We start from the raw sequence: 15,364 nt of genomic DNA on the forward strand, positions 1-15,364 counted from the left end.
ATTGCATGATCAAGACGCTCCGGTGCGCTCTTCTAGATACGGAAATAGAGACGGAACCTGTCGAAAACCGGCCTTTCTGTAAACGTTCAGGGCGCGCAGGTTACCCGCGTCGTGATCAACGATGATATCCTTATGGCCTTCGGCGAGGAGCTTGCCTATAAAAGCACTGGAAGCCGCCGAACCAATGCCCCTGGACAGTCTTTTCGCATCGCCAATTGATCGGTCGATGCCAACGCCAGCCGGCGCCAGCTCCTTCAACCCGGGAGGCTCCTTCAGCCAATCGTCATTCTGATGGTGGCGCACGAACCCGGGCTGGATGTAGCCGCCCGTTTGCCATTCAACATGGATAGGGAAGGGCTCGGTTCTATCACGCCCCTCCACCATACCGCAGGAAATGCTCAGCTCTGTCTCTGCCTCGCCCCACCGCGCCCGTAAATGCGGCATGCTTAGCCATTGCCTGAACATTGGACGATGTCGCGGTTCCACCGGGGTAAAACCGATCTGCGGTTCAGTCGGCATCGAGCGCTTCGATAACGATGTTGTCGTTGGTGTAAACACAAATGCTGGCGGCGATCTCCATGGCCTTGCGGGCAATCTCCTCAGCGCTCTTGTCGGTATCGACAAGTGCCCGAGCCGCGGCAAGCGCGAAATTACCGCCCGAACCGATAGCCATCACGCCCTGCTCCGGCTCCAGAACATCGCCATTTCCGGTCAAGGCGAGCGTCACGTGCCTGTCGGCCACCAGCATCATCGCTTCGAGGCGGCGCAGATAACGGTCCGTGCGCCAATCCTTGGCAAGCTCTACACAGGCGCGCAGGAGCTGTTCCGGATACTGTTCCAGTTTGTTTTCCAGCCTTTCAAGAAGAGTGAACGCGTCCGCCGTCGCTCCGGCGAAACCGGCAATCACGTTGCCGTTACCGATACGCCGCACCTTGCGTGCGTTTCCCTTCATTACTGTCTGTCCGAGGCTCACCTGCCCGTCACCGGCGATCACTACCTTGCCACCCTTGCGCACGGTGACGATGGTCGTTGCATGCATGGATTGGTTGTCACTCATCAAAGCTGCTCCTGAGATGGCGCTCGGGCGTAATCCTCAGCGTCTATGTAAGATTGTGATGGAAGAATGCAAACGCATCCGCAGCGGCATGCCCGCTGGAATTTCGCGCCCACTTGCTCTAAAAGGCAGGCTCTTTTGTCATAAAGGGAAAGATCCATGGCCGCGAGCCAGACGCGCCGAGCCGAAATCGGCCGGGAGACAGGCGAGACCGAAGTCTTCGTTGTGCTTGATATCGATGGTCAGGGCCGTTCCGATATACAGACTGGCGTGGGCTTCTTCGACCACATGCTGGACCAGCTTTCCCGCCACTCGCTCATGGACCTCAAGGTGACCGCACGAGGTGACCTTCAGGTCGACGATCACCATACAGTGGAGGATTGCGGGATCGCCATAGGCCAGGCCATTGCCGCAGCGCTGGGCGACCGGCGCGGCATCATGCGCTACGCTTCGCTAGACCTTGCCATGGACGAGGCGCTGACCCGGGCGGCGGTGGATATTTCCGGGCGGCCCTTCCTCGTATGGCAGGTGGAGTTTCCCTCCGCGAAAATCGGCACCTTTGATACGGAACTGGTACGGGAGTTTTTCCAGGCCCTGGCGCATAATGCGGGGCTTACACTGCACGTAACCAATTTTTATGGCGCTAATTCTCACCACATTGCGGAGACCTGCTTCAAGGCCGTTGCGCGGGTGCTGCGGGCAGCCTGTGAGCCGGATGCGCGCCAGCCGAATACCATTCCATCGACCAAGGGCACGTTGAACGGCTGATCGCAATGGCGAGCTATATTGTCATGGAGTCGGCAGAGGCGGGTGAAGGAAAGGCCGAAACGGCGCTGCTTATCCGCGACGGCTTTTCCATGCTGGCCGCTATTCTGCCGCTCATCTGGTTCTTGTGGCATCGCATGTGGCTGGAGGCACTCGTCTTCGTTGTGGCGGGGCTCGTTATTGCCGGTCTGGGCTCGCTCATAGAGCCTACCTTCTTTCCCACGGCCCTTTCCCTTTTGCTTGCGATCTTTATCGGACTTGAGGCCCAGGCGCTTCGGGCGGCGGCGCTGCGCAGACGCGGCTGGCACGAATGGGGCGTGGTTGAGGGGGCCAACCGCGAGGAAGCCGAGTGGCACTATGCGATGGCCAAGGAGAATACCTATCCAAGACCGGCAGCCGCGGCTCCCTCAGTGCCGACGCAAACCGTACCGGCCGGCCGGAAAACCGCGAGCCCGGCATTAGGTCTCATCGACTACCCACGGAAGACCTGAGGATGCGCGTCGCGATCATAGACTACGGCTCGGGCAATCTGCGCTCTGTTACCAAAGCATTCGAGAGGGCGGCGGTGGAGGCGGACATTTCCGCCGAGATTGAGCTTGCCGGCAATGCCGAGCAGGTGCGTAGCGCGGATCGGCTGGTGCTGCCGGGCGTCGGCTCCTACGCCGATTGCCGGGCGGGGCTCGATCAAATCGCGGGCATGACGGAAGCGATAGAGGAGGCCGCAATAAAAAAAGGACGTCCTTTCCTTGGCATATGCGTCGGAATGCAACTGATGGCGGAGCGCGGCCTTGAGAAGGACGTTACCGAAGGCTTCGGCTGGATCGGCGGCGACGTAAAGGAGATTGCGCCGCAGGATGCATCGCTGAAGGTTCCGCAGATCGGGTGGAATACGATTCACGTGAAACATTCTCACTCCCTCTTTCACGGCATTCCAACGGGCAAGGAGGGGCTTCACGCCTATTTCGTGCACTCCTACCACCTCGACGCGAGGCGGGACGCCGATGTTCTTGCCGTCACCCATTATGGCGGCGAAATTACCGCTGCGGTTGCGCGAGACAATCTCGCCGGTACCCAGTTTCACCCTGAAAAGAGCCAGACGCTTGGTCTTGCTCTCATTGCAAATTTCCTGAGGTGGCAGCCGTGATCCTCTTCCCGGCGATTGACCTGAAGAATGGTGAATGCGTGCGCCTGAAGCTCGGCGACATGAACGAAGCCACCGTCTACAACTCCGATCCCGTCGCACAGGCAAAGACTTTCGAACAACAGGGTTTCGAATGGTTGCACCTTGTCGATCTCGATGGCGCTTTTGCCGGCCATAGCGTTAATGGCGCCGCCGTGGAATCCATCCTGCAGGCCACGAAGAACCCGGTTCAGCTTGGTGGCGGCATTCGTACGCTCGCGCATATCGAAGCATGGCTGGAGAAGGGCCTTGCCCGCGTGATCCTAGGTACCGCCGCGGTGCGCGATCCGGACCTCGTGTGCGAGGCATGCCGCAGATTTCCGGGAAAGATAGCAGTGGGCATCGATGCCCGCGGAGGCAAGGTAGCCGTCGAAGGGTGGGCAGAGACATCCGATCTTGAAGCGGCTGAGCTTGCCCGCCGTTTCGAAGGCGCAGGTGTTGCCGCTATCATCTACACGGACATTGACCGGGACGGCGTGCTTACCGGCATCAACTGGGACGCAACCATTGCTCTTGCGAATGCCGTTACGATCCCCGTCATTGCATCGGGCGGCCTTGCGTCCATGGCAGACATAGACCGTATGACCAGGGAAGACGCCGGCAGGCTTGAAGGCGCAATCTCCGGCCGTGCGCTGTATGATGGCAGGATAGATGCGAAAGCGGCGCTTGCAATGTTACGGAAGCCGCGCACATGACGCTGAGGAGTCGGCCGAAGCTATGCCGGTGCAGCCGGGATGCGCAGGAAGGAAAGGCGCTCGTCCAATGCTGAAAGCCCGCATCATTCCCTGCCTGGACGTCAAGGATGGCCGCGTCGTCAAGGGTGTGAACTTCGTCGATCTGGTGGATGCGGGGGACCCGGTGGAAGCGGCGAAAGCCTATGACGCCGCTGGTGCCGACGAACTGTGCTTTCTCGACATTGCTGCGAGCCAGGAAAACCGCAAGCCCATCATGGATGTGGTCAAGAGCGCCGCAGAACAGTGCTTCATGCCGCTTACGGTCGGCGGCGGCGTCCGTGATATTTCCGACATCCGGCGGCTGCTTCTGGCCGGCGCCGACAAGGTGTCGATCAACACGGCAGCCGTCAAGGACCCGGATTTCGTCGCGCGGGCCGCCGACAAGTTCGGCAACCAGTGCATCGTCGTGGCGATCGACGCGAAGCGCGTGTCTGCCGAACACGAAGTTCCGCGCTGGGAAATCTTCACCCATGGCGGGCGCCATGGCACCGGCATTGACGCCGTCGCCTTCGCCCAGCGTGTGGTGGAGCTTGGCGCAGGCGAGATTTTGCTGACATCCATGGACAGGGACGGCACCAAGGCGGGCTATGACATAGCCCTTACACGCGCGGTTGCCGATGCCGTGCGGGCGCCGGTGATCGCCTCGGGCGGTGTTGGCACGTTAGATCATCTGGTTGAAGGCATCAGGGACGGGCACGCGGCCGCTGTTCTTGCTGCATCGATCTTCCATTTCGGCACTTACACCATAGCAGAGGCCAAAGCGCATATGTCCCGCGCGGGCATACCCATGCGGCTCGACCAGACAAACGCAAGGCAAGGGCATGACCAGGTTTGACCTTTCGAGCCTTGAAGCCGTGATCGCTGCGCGGTCCCGGTCAGGCGACCCCAATTCCTGGACGGCCCGGCTCTTTGCTGCGGGTATGGAAAAGGCGGCCAAGAAACTTGGCGAAGAGTCCGTCGAAACGGTGATCGCCGCCATTGCGCAGGACAGGAAGGCGCTTGTCGCCGAGAGCGCGGATCTCCTGTATCATTGGCTTGTCGTTCTGGCGCTTGCCGGCGTCACCCTGGACGAGGTGATGGCGGAGTTGCAATCGCGCACTGCCCGTTCGGGCGTTGAGGAAAAAGCCTCGCGAAAGAAAGCGCAGACATGAATCAGATTCTCCCGACCAGGCTCACGAGCCACAGTGAAGAAACATTGCGGGATCAGCTTGTCTCGCCCGACCGCTATTCCCCCTACCGGGTCTTCACTGCCGAACAATGGGCCAAGTTCCGGAACGATACGCCGCTTACCCTGACGGAAGACGAAGTTCGGCGCCTGCGCTCTCTCAACGACCCGGTTGATCTGGAAGAAGTGCGGCGCGTTTATCTGTCCATCTCCCGGCTGCTCTCAGCGCATGTCGAAGCGATGCAACTGCTTTTTCGGCAGCGGCGGGCATTCTTCGACGCGAACAATGCCGTCAAGTCACCGTTCCTGATCGGCATTGCCGGATCGGTTGCGGTGGGAAAGTCCACTACTGCCCGTGTCCTGAAGGAACTGCTTACCCGCTGGCCGTCCAGCCCCAAGGTGGATCTCGTCACGACCGACGGCTTCCTCTATCCAAATGAGGCGCTGCGCCGTGAAAACCTGATGGACCGCAAGGGCTTTCCCGAAAGCTACGATATCGGCGCCATCCTCCGCTTCCTCTCGGGCGTCAAGGGCGGGGTGCCCAATCTGCAGGCGCCGGTCTATTCCCATCTGACCTATGACGTTATCCAAGGGGAATATGTGACCATCGACCGCCCGGACATTCTCATTTTCGAAGGCATCAACGTCTTGCAGACAAGGGAGCTGCCCGCTGACGGCAAGGCAGTGCCCTTCGTTTCCGACTTCTTCGATTTTTCGATCTACATCGACGCGCCGGAGGAATTCATCCACCAGTGGTATGTGGATCGTTTCATGCGGCTGCGTGAAACTGCCTTCAAAAACCCCAAGTCCTTCTTCCACCGCTATTCGCAGCTTTCCGAAAGCGCGGCTCGGGCTATAGCCGAGCAGCTCTGGCACAACATCAATCTGAAGAACCTGCGTGAGAACATCCTTCCGACCAGACCTCGCGCCGACCTCATCCTGCGCAAGGGCCGGAATCACCTCGTGCAGGAGGTTGCCATCAGGAAACTGTAACGGGCAGGGTTCTACACGTCTGGCCAGTCACCTCAGCTCCCGGCGCAGGATCTTGCCGACATTGGATTTTGGCAGCTCGTCGCGAAACTCCACCGATTTCGGCCGTTTGTACCCTGTCAACTTCTCGCGGCAGTATGTTAGGAGTTCCTCCTCCGTGACATTTGGATCGTTCCTGACCACGAAAAGCTTGGGCACTTCGCCCGAGTGTTCATCGGGCACGCCAACGACCGCGACTTCACGAACGCCCGGATGCTGGGCGACCACGTCCTCGATTTCGTTGGGATAGACGTTGAAGCCGGAGACAATGATCATGTCCTTCTTCCGGTCGACAATGCGGATATAACCGTCCTTGTCCATCATCCCCATATCGCCGGACCTGAAGTAGCCGTCACTCGTCATCGCACCCTTGGTCTCCTCCGGCCTGTTCCAATAGCCGGCCATCACCTGGGGTCCGCGAATGCAGATCTCGCCTACCTCTCCGATACCTACATCCTGCCCTTCATCGTCACGGATGGCGACATCCGTAGATGGTATCGGCAGGCCGATCGAGCCTGTAAACTCCTCCGTATCAAACCGGTTCGCGGTGGCAACCGGCGAAGTTTCCGAAAGTCCATACCCCTCGGTGATCTTGCAACCGGTTAGCTTCTTCCAGCGGTCAGCGACCGAGCGCTGGACCGCCATGCCACCGCCGAAGGTAAGTTCGAGGTCCTTGAAATCAAGTTTCTGGAAATCTGGATGGTTGAGCAGCGCATTGAAAAGCGTGTTCAGCCCCGGCAGCACGTTCACCCTGTACTTGCTGAATTCCTTGATGACCGAGGGAATATCCCTCGGGTTCGGAATGAGGATGTTGTGTGTGCCAAGCTGGATGCCCATGAGCGCATTCACGGTGAGCGCGTAGATGTGGTACAGCGGCAGGACCGCGAGGTATACTTCCCGTTCCGGCCTCTGCTTGTCATGATAGGCTGCGCTGAACCAGATGTCGCACTGCATCGCATTGGCAAGCACGTTCCGATGAAGAAGCATCGCGCCCTTGGCAGTCCCTGTCGTGCCACCCGTATATTGCAGGAAGGCGAGGTCATCGAGGGTGACCTCGGGCGGCGAGAAACGCATTGATCCGCCTTCCTTCAGCGCCCGCCTGAAAGCTGTATGGGGGAGCGACCATTCAGGCACGAGCTTCTTCATCCGGCGTATGACGAAATTCACGACGTGCCCTTTCAGCCCCATCATATCGCCCATACTGGCCACGATGATGTGCCTGATAGAGGTGTTGCTCATGGCATTCTGGAGCGTATGAGCGAAGTTTTCGAGGATGACGATGGCCTCGGCCCCGGAATCACGTAGCTGGTGCTCCAGCTCCCGCTCAGTATAAAGCGGATTGACGTTGACGACGGCATAGCCTGCCCGCAGAGCCGCCATCATCGCGACCGGATATTGCAGCACGTTCGGCATCATGATGGCGACGCGTGCGCCTTTTTCCAGTCCCAGCGACTGAAGGTAGGCAGCGAAGTCCCGCGATGCCTTCTCCAGCTCCGCGAAGGTCAGCGTCTTGTCCATGAGCGTGAAGGCGGGCCTGTCGGCATAGACGCGGCAGGCCTCCAGCATCATGTCTGCAAGTGAGGAATGCCGAAAAGGCCCAATCTCGGCGGCAATGCTTTCCGGATAGGTCTTGAGCCACGGCTTATCGGCGATTTTGGTGCTCCGCCGCGCACCGGTAGAGCTCCTAGCTCTGCTCGCAACCGCTTTCGAGCCACTGGCCGCCTGAATGTTTGCCGTCTTCGCCGGCGTCTTGGCGGCTCGCGATTTCGTCCGGGAGTCAGTTTCAGCCCGTCGCTTTGATACCGTCGCCCTGCGAGACTTGGTTGCCGCACCGCCTTTGGCAGGCTTTGCTTCATCGGTTGCCTTGGCCGTTTTCCTGCGCGCAGGCGTTTCCGCTTTCGCAGTTTCTTTCACGAGGGGTGCATCTTTTTCGGCGCGGGCAGCGGTGGCCGCCGCTCGCGGCTTCCTCTTGCCCTCCGGCGCCTTCGCCTTCGAGGCAGTAGCCTGCCGGTCAGCGGCTTCAGCCAGATTTCCGTCTGGTTCAGACAGCTTTGCCGGCACGTCTACATCCGTTCTCCCGTTGCTCGTCGTCCTTGCCAATGTCTCCTCCCTGAAAGACGCCTGCCGGGCAGTTGGTTGCTTAAGGCGCTGCCAGGCAAGCTGCCCGATACATTTAAGGCGGCAATGCCCCCCGATAAGGGAACGCCTGTTATGGCTATCCCGTTAACCGGCAAGTGAGGCCGACGCCTTTTTTACTGGCCAAAACCCTCGTGCTCTTCGAGGAAAGCCAGCTCTTCTTGCGTGCTTTCTCGTCCGAGTGCCTTGTTGCGATGAGGGAAGCGTCCGAAGCGCTCGATAATGTCGCGGTGTTCGATCGCGTAGCGCAGCCCCTCCTCGTTGCCCAGGGACTTGAAGAGCATGACGGCATTTTCCTGATCTGCCGAGATCTCCGAGTGCTGAAAAGGCATGTAAAGGAACTGCTTCTGTTCGGGCGTCATGCCTTCATCGAACTTCCGCTCAATCGCTTCGCGGGCGATCCGGATGGCCAGATCGTCCGTCGAGAATGCCTTTGCAGTGCCGCGATACATATTGCGCGGAAACTGATCAAAGAGAATGACCGCAGCCAGTGTTCCCCGCGGATCGTCTATCGCCTCACTGGCCAGATTCGAACTCATCTCCTCGTGCAGCGCACCGAAGCGGCGGCGGATCGCTTCGTCCAGATCCGGACCACCACTGAACCAGCCTTCCTTTCCAACCTCCTCAAACCAGAAGGAAAGCACATCGTCGATCCAGGACCCGGCCATGATGTCTCCCTATGTCCGTTGGAATCAGCATACCGCTCCCCGAAGCAGTTTATCAACTCCTCAGGAAATTCGTTAGAGCACTACGGCGGGGAGTTCCCACGCTCAAGGAACTTTGCTTATATGAACCTTTCGCGGGCCCCCGGGGAGGCTCGTGATAATATAAAGGGAGAACCCGATGAAAACCAAACTGACATTCGCGGCCGCCCTCCTTGCCGCCACCATGCTGAGTGGTGCGGCGGGTGCGAAGACCTTCGTTTATTGCTCTGAAGGTTCGCCGGAAGGCTTCGATCCTGGCCTTTATACGTCAGGGACGACTTTCGATGCGGCAGCACACACCGTCTACAACCGCCTGCTTGAATTCGAACAGGGAACAACGGAGACGGTGCCCGGCCTTGCAGAAAGCTGGGAGATTTCCGAAGACGGACTGCAGTATACCTTCAAGCTGCGCCCGGGTGTCAAGTTCCAGACGACGGACTTCTTTACGCCAACACGTGACTTCAACGCTGACGATGTGATCTACTCCTTCGAGCGGCAGTGGAAGAGCGATCATCCCTGGAATCAGTACGTTGCCGGCGGCTCTTGGGAATATTTCAGCGGAATGGGTTTCCCGAACCTCATCAAATCGATCGAAAAGATCGACGACATGACGGTGCGCTTCACGCTCAATCAGCAGGAAGCGCCCTTCCTTGCCAATCTGGCCATGCCTTTTGCCTCCATCCTGTCGAAGGAATATGCCGATAAGCTGGAGGCGGACGGGCAGATGCAGCTCATGAACCAGCAACCTTTGGGGACCGGCCCCTTCCAATTCGTCGCCTATCAACAGGACGCGGTGATCCGCTATCGCGCGCACGAGGATTACTGGAACGGCAAACAGGCGATTGACGACCTCGTGTTTGCCATTACTCCCGATGCATCGGTACGCTATCAGCGGCTCAGCGCTGGCGAATGCCATCTGATGCCGTTCCCGAACGCTGCGGATGTGGAGGAGATGAAGGCCAATCCTGATCTAAAGGTGATGGAACAGGAAGGTCTCAATATCGCCTATCTGGCCTACAACACGCAGATGGAGCCCTTCGACAATCCACAAGTGCGCAAGGCCCTGAACATGGCGATCAACAAGGAAGCGATCGTGGATGCTGTGTTCCAGGGGATGGCTACACCGGCGAAGAATCCGATTCCGCCGACCATGTGGTCTTACAACGAAGAGGTCGAGGACGATCCCTATGACCCTGAAGAAGCGCAGCGGATGCTCGAAGAGGCCGGCGTCACCGATCTCTCCATGAAAGTCTGGGCGATGCCAGTCAGCCGTCCCTACATGCTGAACGCGCGCCGTGCTGCTGAGCTGATCCAGTCAGACTTCCGGCAGATCGGCGTCGATGTTGAGATCGTATCCTACGAATGGGCCGAATATCTGGAGCGCTCAAGCGATGTGAACCGCGATGGCGCGGTGATCTTGGGCTGGACAGGGGATAATGGCGATCCCGACAACTTCCTGCACACGCTTCTTGGCTGCGACGCTGTCGGCGGCGCCAACCGGGCGCAGTGGTGCGACGAGGAGTTCAACAATTTGGTGGTTGAGGCAAAGCAAACAACCGATCCGGACGAGCGGACGCGGCTCTATGAAGAGGCGCAGGTCGTCTTCAAGCGCGAAGCGCCCTGGGCAACGCTCAATCACTCCCTTTCGATCGTTCCGATGCGCAAGGAAGTGGAAGGCTTCGTGCAAAGCCCGCTGGGAGACTTCGCTTTCGAAGGTGTGGATCTCGTCGAATAGGCCATCTGAAACCTTCTAGGGGAGCGCGCCGGAAGCCGGCGCGCTTTTTTTTTAATTTCCCGATAGGATTATTCGCTCATATTCTGAGCCGAGGTAAAAGGAGGTCGAACGCGCAATGTTCCGATTCCTCATCCGGCGACTTGCGGTGCTCATTCCGACTTTCATCGGAGTTTCCATCATCGCCTTCGCCTTCATCCGCGTGCTGCCTGGAGATCCTGTGGTGCTCTTGTCCGGCGAGCGCGGAATGTCGCCGGAGCGCCATGCCCTGATCATGCAGCAACTCGGCTTCGACAGGCCCCTCTATATTCAGTATCTGGATTATCTTGCCGGCGTTCTAAGCGGCGATTTCGGCAATTCCATTGTGACGCGCCGGCCTGTGCTCGATGATTTTCTGGCGCTGTTTCCGGCGACGCTTGAACTGTCCTTATGCGCCATCTTGATAGCCGTCGTGCTCGGCGTGCCGCTGGGCATTCTTTCTGCCGTTCGGCGCGGCTCCTGGCTTGATCAGACCATTATGGGCGCGGCGCTTGTAGGCTATTCCATGCCGATCTTCTGGTGGGGGCTGCTGCTCATCATCCTTTTTTCTGGGGTGTTAGGATGGACACCGGTTTCCGGGCGAATCTCGCTGCTTTATTTCTTCCCGTCGGTTACCGGCTTCATGCTGATCGACAGCCTGCTTTCCGGTCAGGCGGGAGCATTCAAGTCCGCCGTGGCGCATCTCATCCTCCCATCCATTGTGCTGGCCACTATTCCACTTGCGGTCATTGCTCGCCAGACCCGCTCGGCAATGCTGGAGGTGTTAAGCGAGGATTATGTGCGCACAGCCCGGGCCAAAGGCTTGCCGCCGCGCCGCGTCATCGGATTGCACGCCCTGCGCAATGCTCTCATTCCGGTCATCACCACCATTGGCTTGCAGGTCGGGGTGCTGATGGCCGGCGCCATTCTCACGGAAACAATCTTTTCCTGGCCGGGCATCGGCAAGTGGATGGTCGACAGCGTCTTCCGGCGCGATTACGCAGTAGTGCAGGGTGGGCTGTTGCTGATAGCAGGCATTATCATGCTGGTGAACCTTTTCGTGGACGTGCTCTACGGTCTCGTAAATCCCAGGATCAGGCACTAGGATAGGCAATGGCCACCACCAACCCGAAAAGCGCCGACGCGGGGATCGGCCTGGAAGGCGGGCCCGACACAGCGGCCACACGCCGCGCGATGCTTTCGGAGTTCTGGTACTATTTCCGCCAGAACCGGGGAGCGGTTGTCGGGCTTATCGTGTTCACCCTAATCGTCCTCGTGGCGCTCTTCGCCCCGCTCATCGCACCTCACAATCCGGCCATGCAGATTCGCGGCTCCTTTCTCTTGCCGCCCGTGTGGCAGGAAGGCGGGCGCTGGGAATTCATCCTCGGCACGGATGCGGTTGGCCGCGACATCCTCTCGCGCCTCCTTTACGGGGCGCGCTTCTCGCTCTTCATCGGCTTGGTCGTGGTTGCCCTTTCGGCAACGGTAGGCGTGATCGTCGGCCTAATCGCCGGCTATTTCCGTGGCCCTGTTGATACAGCCATCATGCGGCTTATGGACATCATCCTGGCATTTCCATCGCTGCTACTGGCGCTTGTACTGGTGGCCGTGCTCGGGCCGGGGCTGCTCAATGCCATGATCGCCATCGCCCTTGTCCTGCAGCCCCATTTCGTTCGGCTCACCCGCGCGGCTGTGATGGCCGAGAACGGGCGGGACTATGTCACCGCGGCAAAGGTCGCTGGAGCAGGCAATCTGCGGCTGATGTTCAAGACAATCCTGCCCAACTGCACGGCGCCGCTCATTGTGCAGGCCACGCTTTCTTTCTCGACGGCCATTCTCGACGCCGCGGCTCTTGGCTTCCTCGGCATGGGCGCGCAGCCGCCTACGCCGGAATGGGGAACGATGCTGGCCGAGGCCCGCGAATTCATCCTTCGCGCTTGGTGGGTGGTGACATTTCCGGGTCTTGCGATCCTCATTACCGTTCTGGCCATAAATCTGATGGGCGATGGCCTGCGTGACGCGCTGGACCCGAAACTAAAGAGGTCGTAAGGCGATGGCGCTGCTCGAAATCGAGAATCTTACAGTCGAATTCGATACCGCTGGCGGCAGGCTGCGCGCTGTCGACGGCATCTCGCTCTCGCTCGACGAGGGGGAGGTGCTGGCGATCGTTGGTGAGTCCGGCTCGGGCAAGTCCGTGTCCATGCTTGCAGTGATGGGCTTGCTGCCCTGGACGGCGACGGTCACAGCCGACCGGATCGCGTTCGAGGGCCGCGACATGCTCAACCTGACCGCCTCAGAGCGTCGTAAGATCATCGGCAAGGATATCGCCATGATCTTCCAGGAGCCGGTGGCAAGCCTCAATCCGTGCTTCACCGTCGGTTTTCAGATTGAAGAGACGCTGCGTCAACACACGGATCTTGACCGGAGCGCGCGGCGAAGACGTATGCTTGAGCTTCTGCGGGCGGTAGGAATAAAAGAACCTGAGTCACGGCTGCGATCTTTCCCCCACCAGATGTCTGGCGGCCAATGCCAGCGTGTGATGATCGCCATAGCGCTCGCCTGTAACCCGAAACTGCTAATCGCCGATGAGCCGACCACCGCGCTCGACGTGACGATCCAGAAGCAGATTCTCGATCTGCTTCTTGAGTTGCAGACCGAGACCGGGATGGGCATGATTCTGATCACCCATGACATGGGCGTTGTCGCCGAAACCGCCGACCGCGTAGTGGTTCAATACAAGGGCCGCAAGATGGAGGAAGCCGACGTGCTTTCGCTTTTCGAGTCGCCGAAGCATCGGTACACCAAGGCGCTCCTGTCTGCCCTGCCGGAGAATGCGGTGGGCGACCGTCTCCCCACGGTTGCGGATTTTGCGCTCGACGACGCACCTTACACGAGAGCCCAATCATGAGCGAGATTGTCGTGGAAACGCGCAATATCGCGCGCGATTATGAGATCAGCGGCGGTCTCTTCCGCCAGAAGCGCGTGGTACACGCTGTCAAGGGAGTGAGCCTGAAGGTCAAGCGTGGCAAGACTCTGGCAATCGTGGGGGAATCGGGTTGCGGTAAATCTACACTGGCCAGGATGATCACCATGATAGATGCGCCTACGGCAGGCGATCTGTTTATCGATGGTGAGAAGATCGACATAAGCAAGAAGGCACTGACCCCGGAACAGCGACGGAAGGTCCAGATCGTCTTTCAAAATCCCTATGGCTCTCTAAACCCGCGGCAGAAGATTGGCGACGTGCTGATGGAGCCGTTGGTCATAAACTCGAAACTGTCAGCAAGCGAGCGGCGTGATCGCGCTCTTCAGATGCTTTTGAAGGTCGGACTTGGTCCGGAGCACTTCAACCGTTATCCGCATATGTTTTCCGGCGGTCAGCGCCAGCGCATCGCCATTGCGCGTGCGCTGATGCTCAATCCGAGACTTCTCGTGCTTGACGAGCCGGTCTCGGCACTCGACCTTTCCGTGCAGGCGCAGGTTTTGAACCTGCTGGCCGATTTGCAGGATGAGTTCGGACTCACTTACGTTTTCATAAGCCATGACCTGTCGGTTGTGCGTTACATCGCCGACGATGTGATGGTCATGTATTTTGGCGAGGCAGTGGAGTACGGCACACGGGACGAGGTATTCTCCAACCCGAAGCACGACTACACGAAGACGCTTTTTGCCGCCACGCCGCGTGCCGATGTCGGAAGCATCCGCAAGCGGATTGCCAGGCGGCGCGCCGCGGCCTGAGGTCCTACCCTCTAGGCCGGTTTCTGGATCACTCTTCCAGAACCGCCGGAATGAGCCCCGGCGTCAGCTCCCTCTCCGCCACTTCCTCCGCTTGCTCTGGTTCCGCGGCGCCGGCAAGGTTGATGAGAAAGCCGGAAATCGTATCCAGAGCGCCGTGTCGAATCATGTTCACGTGGTTAGCTCCGGGGAAGACCTCGAGTTTGGAAAAACCTTCGTTCATGGCGGCAAGAGCCTTGGCAAAGTCCGGCGGGGTAATCCGGTCCTCCTCGCCAGCCAAGAGCAGGATCGGCACATCGATGCTGCTGATGCGCGACACGGTATCGAACCGGCTGCGGACGAGCCAGATAGGAACGGAGGGTGCCTGCTTGCGGACGGCAGCGGGAAACGACGTGAATGGTGCTTCCAAAATAAGCGCGCGCGGCCGCGCCTGCGTCGCAACATAGCTGGCTATACCAGTGCCCATCGAATAGCCGTAGAGCACGATTCCATCCGGCGCCAACCCTTCGGCTGTCACGGCGGACAGGAGCGTTGCCGCATCTCGATAAAGCATCTGCTCGCTCGGACGGCCGGGGTTTCCGCCGAACCCGCGATATCCCGCGAGCATCAACCCGTATCCCTCCTCAGCCAGCTCAAAAAGATGGGCCGGTTTGCGGATGAGGTCTCCCATGCGCCCAGGGAAGTAGACGATGACAGGCTTGCCGGGTGCCGGTGCATGATACCAGGAGCGAAGCGTCAGGCCGTCATGGGTTGAAAGATCAATCGGCCTCAGATCGATACTGCTTTCCAGTTCCAGAATGTTCAGCACGAGTCGCTCACGGAAAAGGATGAATTCCGGAACGGTCTGGATTGCGATCAATCCGGTCAGAATAAGTAAGGCGGCGCCAATTGCGCCCATGCGTCGGCGGCTGTTCCGGCGGGGCGAAATGACAGCATTTTCCATCAAAGTGATCTTCCCTGCCCACAACGGCAAAGCCGCAACCCACTAATTTGCTCATAATATAGTAACGTAACTTATCTGCATTCAACAAAATGTGATGGCTGCGGCTGTCAAGCTTCCGGTCCGACCGGGGGTGCTTCCGGACCGCGTGACAAAATCGGCGTTCTCGGAC

The 15,364-nt window shown here is 59.1% G+C and carries 17 protein-coding genes; 12 read left to right on the forward strand and 5 right to left on the reverse strand.

What is annotated here, in order from left to right; translation table 11 throughout:
- Nucleotides 1-9: 9 nt before the first annotated feature.
- Nucleotides 10-444, reverse strand: a complete 435-nt coding sequence (locus HUS57_RS13375) for a GNAT family N-acetyltransferase (RefSeq protein ID WP_173934403.1) — start codon at nt 442-444, stop codon at nt 10-12.
- Between the two features lie 64 nt (nt 445-508).
- Nucleotides 509-1,057 carry an ATP-dependent protease subunit HslV gene (hslV, locus tag HUS57_RS13380; RefSeq protein ID WP_173934404.1) on the reverse strand — a complete coding sequence of 183 codons (549 nt, stop codon included), beginning with the start codon at nt 1,055-1,057 and terminating at the stop codon, nt 509-511.
- 156 nt (nt 1,058-1,213) lie between these two features.
- Here hslV and hisB point away from each other — a divergent pair, with 156 nt between their 5' ends.
- The 7 genes from hisB to coaA all read left to right on the forward strand — a co-directional run bounded on the left by hisB (nt 1,214) and on the right by coaA (nt 5,891).
- A complete protein-coding gene (hisB, locus tag HUS57_RS13385; RefSeq protein ID WP_173934405.1) occupies nt 1,214-1,822 on the forward strand; it encodes an imidazoleglycerol-phosphate dehydratase HisB in 609 nt (202 codons plus the stop codon).
- A 5-nt stretch (nt 1,823-1,827) separates the two neighbouring features.
- Nucleotides 1,828-2,310, forward strand: a complete 483-nt coding sequence (locus HUS57_RS13390) for a DUF2628 domain-containing protein (RefSeq protein ID WP_173934406.1) — start codon at nt 1,828-1,830, stop codon at nt 2,308-2,310.
- Nucleotides 2,311-2,312: 2 nt separating this feature from the next.
- The gene (gene hisH / locus HUS57_RS13395) at nt 2,313-2,963 is read left to right on the forward strand and encodes an imidazole glycerol phosphate synthase subunit HisH (RefSeq protein ID WP_173934407.1); all 651 of its coding nucleotides are present in this window, start codon (nt 2,313-2,315) and stop codon (nt 2,961-2,963) included.
- Entirely contained in the window at nt 2,960-3,694 is a 735-nt protein-coding gene (hisA, locus tag HUS57_RS13400) for a 1-(5-phosphoribosyl)-5-[(5-phosphoribosylamino)methylideneamino]imidazole-4-carboxamide isomerase (RefSeq protein WP_173934408.1), read from the forward strand. The genes hisH and hisA overlap by 4 nt, the downstream gene beginning before the upstream one ends.
- A 67-nt stretch (nt 3,695-3,761) precedes the next feature.
- Nucleotides 3,762-4,568, forward strand: coding sequence for an imidazole glycerol phosphate synthase subunit HisF (gene hisF / locus HUS57_RS13405; RefSeq protein WP_173934409.1), 807 nt, complete (start codon nt 3,762-3,764; stop codon nt 4,566-4,568).
- Entirely contained in the window at nt 4,555-4,884 is a 330-nt protein-coding gene (locus HUS57_RS13410; protein WP_173934410.1) for a phosphoribosyl-ATP diphosphatase, read from the forward strand. Before hisF ends, HUS57_RS13410 begins: the two co-directional genes overlap by 14 nt.
- Nucleotides 4,881-5,891, forward strand: a complete 1,011-nt coding sequence (gene coaA / locus HUS57_RS13415) for a type I pantothenate kinase (RefSeq protein WP_173934411.1) — start codon at nt 4,881-4,883, stop codon at nt 5,889-5,891. Before HUS57_RS13410 ends, coaA begins: the two co-directional genes overlap by 4 nt.
- 27 nt (nt 5,892-5,918) lie before the next feature.
- Here the strand turns inward: coaA and HUS57_RS13420 are convergent, their stop codons facing one another.
- Nucleotides 5,919-8,027 carry a long-chain-fatty-acid--CoA ligase gene (locus tag HUS57_RS13420; protein ID WP_281409297.1) on the reverse strand — a complete coding sequence of 703 codons (2,109 nt, stop codon included), beginning with the start codon at nt 8,025-8,027 and terminating at the stop codon, nt 5,919-5,921.
- Between the two features lie 152 nt (nt 8,028-8,179).
- Complete coding sequence (locus HUS57_RS13425) at nt 8,180-8,731, reverse strand: DUF924 family protein (protein ID WP_173934412.1); 552 nt, start codon at nt 8,729-8,731, stop codon at nt 8,180-8,182.
- Nucleotides 8,732-8,906: 175 nt separating this feature from the next.
- On the opposite strand from HUS57_RS13425, the gene HUS57_RS13430 reads away from it, so the two are divergent.
- The 5 genes from HUS57_RS13430 to HUS57_RS13450 all read left to right on the forward strand — a co-directional run bounded on the left by HUS57_RS13430 (nt 8,907) and on the right by HUS57_RS13450 (nt 14,255).
- On the forward strand, nt 8,907-10,502 hold the full coding sequence (locus HUS57_RS13430) for an ABC transporter substrate-binding protein (protein WP_173934413.1): 1,596 nt from the start codon (nt 8,907-8,909) through the stop codon (nt 10,500-10,502).
- A gap of 115 nt (nt 10,503-10,617) precedes the next feature.
- Nucleotides 10,618-11,622: an ABC transporter permease subunit gene (locus tag HUS57_RS13435; RefSeq protein ID WP_173934414.1), complete on the forward strand. Its 1,005-nt coding sequence runs from the start codon at nt 10,618-10,620 to the stop codon at nt 11,620-11,622.
- Nucleotides 11,623-11,711: 89 nt separating this feature from the next.
- On the forward strand, nt 11,712-12,566 hold the full coding sequence (locus HUS57_RS13440; RefSeq protein WP_246727933.1) for an ABC transporter permease subunit: 855 nt from the start codon (nt 11,712-11,714) through the stop codon (nt 12,564-12,566).
- A gap of 4 nt (nt 12,567-12,570) precedes the next feature.
- Entirely contained in the window at nt 12,571-13,425 is an 855-nt protein-coding gene (locus HUS57_RS13445; RefSeq protein WP_173934416.1) for an ABC transporter ATP-binding protein, read from the forward strand.
- Entirely contained in the window at nt 13,422-14,255 is an 834-nt protein-coding gene (locus HUS57_RS13450; protein WP_173934417.1) for a dipeptide ABC transporter ATP-binding protein, read from the forward strand. The genes HUS57_RS13445 and HUS57_RS13450 overlap by 4 nt, the downstream gene beginning before the upstream one ends.
- A 28-nt stretch (nt 14,256-14,283) precedes the next feature.
- Here the strand turns inward: HUS57_RS13450 and HUS57_RS13455 are convergent, their stop codons facing one another.
- Nucleotides 14,284-15,195 (reverse strand): alpha/beta fold hydrolase, encoded by a 912-nt coding sequence (locus HUS57_RS13455; protein ID WP_173934418.1) that lies wholly within the window; start codon nt 15,193-15,195, stop codon nt 14,284-14,286.
- Between the last annotated feature and the right edge of the window lie 169 nt (nt 15,196-15,364).

The organism is Chelativorans sp. Marseille-P2723 (genome assembly GCF_902809845.1).
Classification (GTDB): Bacteria; Pseudomonadota; Alphaproteobacteria; order Rhizobiales; family Rhizobiaceae; genus Chelativorans.

Coding starts and splice junctions, on each gene's coding strand:
- HUS57_RS13375 (WP_173934403.1), bottom strand. CDS start 444: ATGCCGCATTTACGGGCGCGGTGGGGCGAGGCAGAGACAGAGCTGAGC.
- hslV (WP_173934404.1), bottom strand. CDS start 1,057: ATGAGTGACAACCAATCCATGCATGCAACGACCATCGTCACCGTGCGC.
- hisB (WP_173934405.1), top strand. CDS start 1,214: ATGGCCGCGAGCCAGACGCGCCGAGCCGAAATCGGCCGGGAGACAGGC.
- HUS57_RS13390 (WP_173934406.1), top strand. CDS start 1,828: ATGGCGAGCTATATTGTCATGGAGTCGGCAGAGGCGGGTGAAGGAAAG.
- hisH (WP_173934407.1), top strand. CDS start 2,313: ATGCGCGTCGCGATCATAGACTACGGCTCGGGCAATCTGCGCTCTGTT.
- hisF (WP_173934409.1), top strand. CDS start 3,762: ATGCTGAAAGCCCGCATCATTCCCTGCCTGGACGTCAAGGATGGCCGC.
- HUS57_RS13410 (WP_173934410.1), top strand. CDS start 4,555: ATGACCAGGTTTGACCTTTCGAGCCTTGAAGCCGTGATCGCTGCGCGG.
- coaA (WP_173934411.1), top strand. CDS start 4,881: ATGAATCAGATTCTCCCGACCAGGCTCACGAGCCACAGTGAAGAAACA.
- HUS57_RS13425 (WP_173934412.1), bottom strand. CDS start 8,731: ATGGCCGGGTCCTGGATCGACGATGTGCTTTCCTTCTGGTTTGAGGAG.
- HUS57_RS13430 (WP_173934413.1), top strand. CDS start 8,907: ATGAAAACCAAACTGACATTCGCGGCCGCCCTCCTTGCCGCCACCATG.
- HUS57_RS13435 (WP_173934414.1), top strand. CDS start 10,618: ATGTTCCGATTCCTCATCCGGCGACTTGCGGTGCTCATTCCGACTTTC.
- HUS57_RS13440 (WP_246727933.1), top strand. CDS start 11,712: ATGCTTTCGGAGTTCTGGTACTATTTCCGCCAGAACCGGGGAGCGGTT.
- HUS57_RS13445 (WP_173934416.1), top strand. CDS start 12,571: ATGGCGCTGCTCGAAATCGAGAATCTTACAGTCGAATTCGATACCGCT.
- HUS57_RS13450 (WP_173934417.1), top strand. CDS start 13,422: ATGAGCGAGATTGTCGTGGAAACGCGCAATATCGCGCGCGATTATGAG.
- HUS57_RS13455 (WP_173934418.1), bottom strand. CDS start 15,195: ATGGAAAATGCTGTCATTTCGCCCCGCCGGAACAGCCGCCGACGCATG.